The organism is Porphyromonas sp. oral taxon 278 str. W7784 (genome assembly GCF_000467855.2).
Taxonomy (GTDB): domain Bacteria; phylum Bacteroidota; class Bacteroidia; order Bacteroidales; family Porphyromonadaceae; genus Porphyromonas.
In genome coordinates this window covers 109792-113950 of record NZ_KI259244.1, presented here as the reverse complement: position 1 = coordinate 113950, position 4159 = coordinate 109792, and the positions used below count along the sequence as shown (strand labels likewise).

Genomic DNA, 4159 nt, shown 5'->3' with positions numbered 1-4159 from the left:
CCATTTTAAGAAGCGAGCGGGTGTGATTGCGAGAGCAGTGACACCCGCTTCTCATTTATAGGAGGGTGAAGGAGCTACGGCTACTTCGCCCTCTTTTTGTTTCCCCCTCCCTGCCATCCCCCACCAAACATCTCTTCCTACCTGCACCCAACGCCTCGCCCTCCTCAAGCCTCTCCACCTAGCTCCCTGCCCCCACCCTCGCTCCTCCCGACCTACTTCCTCACCTTGAGCCATCCCACCGCATAAGGACTAAAGCAAGCCCAACCTACCCAATCCCCCCTTTTCTCTCTTTGAGTATGCTTGCCTTGCACTCTAGCCCTTGCCAGCCAATTGGAAGAGAACGAAAGCTAAAACACCTTCTCCTGCTATGCATCCTAGCCCATGGATTCTATGCTGGCAATTCTCCTACTTCAATCTCTTGATCCCTTTATACGCCCAGCTGTCAAGCTTGCCTATCCTTTTCTCTCCCGTCAGCTAGGTGGGGGCGGAAGGCTCTTGAAGCTTCTTATTCTACCGAGCCGTAGGCTGTACGGGAAGCCTAGGAGTCCATTCCTCAAAGTGTAAGGGGGGAATAGGGCGAAGACTGAGGGAAGCCTTTGTTATTTATTCCTGTAGCTACTGTGTATCGGGGTGCTAATCTTTCCCCTGCTAGGTTAGGGAGACGGGTAAGGGAGCCTGTTCAAACTCCTTATCCTACCGAGCTGTAGGTAGTACGGAAAGGCTGGGGTATCCATGTGTCAAAATGCGGGGGAGAAGGAGGCTGAAGCTTCCTTCTCCCTTTGTCGTTTATACCCGTGATTATGCTCCATCTGCTAGCTAACTCTACTTGTGTTTTAATAGGTAGGGATATCTAAGATCTACCCATTTTCTTTAGCCGTGCTTACCTATTAGTCCAATGGGAGGATACGGGCGCAACTGCCCCAGAAGGGGGAGAGAACATGGGAATGGCTAGCCCTAGTCTTAGAAGTGATACTTCGCTCTTTGGGGAGGGAGTTCGGGCTAGGATAGCTTGGGGATCTGGTAATGCTCAGTTCGAAATTCTTAGGTCACTACTGTTGGGATTTCAGGGCTTCTACTTTTCGGATTCTAGATGAGCTAATCGGGCGTTTTTAGGGGCTTGATTTTTGCTTCTGCTTGGGGGCTTGGGGAGGAGGCTCTCTGGAGGGGTGGGACCTACGGTAGGTCGTCATCAAAACCTACTGCGACCCACGGTAGGTCGCATTGGCGACCCACAGTAGGTTTTTTCGACGACCTACCGTAGGGTTGTTTTTGGGGGGGCTGAAGGAGAGGGTGCAGGTGGTTCGTAAATGGGGAGGAAGTACCCAGAGAAAGGGGGTATTTGTCGGCGGGTGGAGAGGTGGGTGCTTTCTTTGCTCGTTTTGTTCGTTTTGGAGTGGACCAAAGGGAGGGGAATTTGTGAGGTTTTGGGGTGGGTCGTTGGAGTAGATGGATACGCTCCTTTGTGAGGGGGGTAGAGGCGGTAGACTCTGCTTCGCTAGAGTATTGGCGGGTGGTGATGCTGGAGTGTATAGGGGAGTTTCCTTTTGGTGCGGATGGAAGCTAGGTGGGGGAGAGATCCTCTTTTTTCGGGGAGTGATTGGGAACTTTCCTCAGGATAGCTAAGGGGAGAGGCTGGGAGATAGGCGGGAGCTTTGCGAGGAGATCGACGGGGATGGAAGCGAGAGGAGACGGGGGATTTCGTCGGGGGAGGGACAAACTTTTTTGGGGGGAGGTATTGCATTTACAAAACTATTCTCTACCTTTGACTCGTAGTTGAGGTAGTAGTCCTCGACAGGTAGGAACACTGAAATCATGGACAAAAAGACTAAATCAGATATGCTTACGGGCTACTGAAGCTCCAGGTGCATCATCCCACCAGCGTAGTCATCGGGTCGGCCACCCTTCTACGTCAGAGAGCTTAGGAAGCCCTTCCCCTTCCAACAAGAACAAGCTCACGGCCACACACAACGCACCCCTCTATCTGGTCACACCACCCAGATAACACCACGCTCCGAGTCAAAGCTACATAGTCCCTATGTAGGCATTTGCTCACTTGTCCCGTACGTCTCATGCTCACCCCTAGTAGGCTCAGTGCCCTAGGCTGAGGAATCCCGCACACACACTCTGGGGGGTATTGCCCTTGGGCGTATCCACCGTCTTCCACCATTTAACGCAAGAAAGAATTATGAGACTCAATATCAAGTATCTGCTCGGGTTCTTTGCACTCCTCCTCTTCTTACCTGCGTGTAAGAACAACGACGAAGTAGAGGAAGCAACTCTGGAGCTCTCGTCCCAGGCACTCGCTTTTGCTAAGGACGCTTCTGAGCAGGTCGTAACCGTCACCACGAACAAGGACAACTGGTCTGCCTTCTCCACTCAGGAAGCTTGGCTCACGACCGAACAGTCAGGTAACAGCCTCAAGGTCAAGGTCGCAGCCAATACTGTAGGGCGTGATCGTGTCGCTTCGATCATCGTCAATGCTGGCGGTCTACAGAAGCGTATCGCCGTCAAGCAGAGTGCTGCAGATGCAGTCCTCGAGCCCGAAGAAGCAAGCGTCTACTTCCCCGTCGAAGGGGGCGTTAAGAAGGTCGCCTTCTCCAGCAATGGGGGCGATGTCAAGGTAGAGCTCGGCGCTGCTGTAGACTGGCTCTCTATCGAGAAGGTCACAGCTAATAGCTTCGTCCTTGTCGCTAAGGAAAGCACACAGACCTCTAAGCGCTCAGTTAAGGTCAATCTGATCGTAGGGACGACGATCAAGGAAATCGAAGTCGTACAGGAAGGTACCATCCAGTATGTCCTGCCTCTTCTCAAGTTCCCTGCATCACTCTCTGAAGTACTGCGCTACGAACAGGGTCGTGGGCACACTCTGATCAAGATCCCCGATGGGCTCTTCAATACGTCACTCTACCGCTTCCTCACGAAGAGCAAGATCATGACCTTCATCCAGTACGAGTTCTCCAGCGAATCTGCTATCGGCTTCGCTTCAGCAGCTACGCTGTGTGAAGAAAAGTACGCTAAGGACAATGCAGACTTCGATGCCGCTCTCAAGGAACAAGGCTTCGAGAAGGCTGGCTTCGACAAGGACGGCAAGACGGTCCTCTATCGCAATGCTAAGCTGCCTCTGCTGATCCGTGTCGCCTTCAAGGATGGTGCTGCAGCTGTCGTCACTTCGTACGATCCTATCCAGGATAAGGACTATCCTACCTTCAAGACCCTCCCCATGACGAATCAGACTCAGTACATGGGTGATCGTGACCTGAAGATCACAGGGAAGAAGCGTGCCGAAATCCATGAGATCGAAAAGGGATGGGGCTCTACACTCAACGATGCTTTCAAGCAGAAGAACTACGAAAACTACAAGATCACGAAGGCCTTCGAAGACGAATATGCTCGTGGTTACTTCTATGTAGTTCCAGACAAGAAGATCCCTGCCGATGATCCCTACATCGATGTCACTCACAATGTACAGGCCATGTACAAGAATATCGGTCTTGGCTTCTGGACAGATGCGCTCGGCCGTAGGGCTCTGACTAAGGAGGTCGTCAAGCTCTTCACGGATAATAACTTCCCCTACTTCGGAGCTCTCAATGGTGGTGCACAGGCCTTCTACAACAAGGATAAGAAGATGGCCTATGTCATCCGTATCGTCAAGGATAAGGAAACTAAGGAAGAAGTCTTCGAGATCCAGTCCTTCTACGAAGATGTCGATGCTGGTAGCAGTACCTCGATCGTTCCTCTTGCTAACTATGCACAGCAGATCAAGGCTTACAATGCTAAGCAGGCTGCTCTGCGCAAGCTCGAAGGACGTCTCGTCAAGACTCCTCTTCGCTAGTCGCTAGCTAGTCTCTCTCATTCGCTAGGGAGCCCGAGCACTGCTCGAGCTCCCTAGTTTTGTTTCTGAGGGACGGGGATTGGGTGGATATTAGGCGGGGTAATTTCTCTAGATTTGAGGGGAGGCTTGGGAAGGCAACTGCCCGAGGATCAGCGCCCATTCTTAGCGGGCTTCAACGAGGAGAAGAGGCGGGGGATAGTAGCCCGATGTATCGCCCATCTTTAAGGGACGGAATACCGCTTCCAGACACCCCGCTCCAGCCCGCTTAGAATGCGGATTCTGATACCCCCAAAATGGGACCTACGGTAGGTCGTCGAAAAAACCTAC

The 4159-nt window shown here is 52.3% G+C and carries 1 protein-coding gene; it reads left to right on the top strand.

Annotated elements, in window-relative coordinates; all coding sequences use genetic code 11:
* The first annotated feature begins 2185 nt into the window (after positions 1–2185).
* Entirely contained in the window at positions 2186–3832 is a 1647-nt protein-coding gene (locus HMPREF1556_RS06240) for a BACON domain-containing protein (protein ID WP_021667523.1), read from the top strand.
* Positions 3833–4159: the final 327 nt, after the last annotated feature.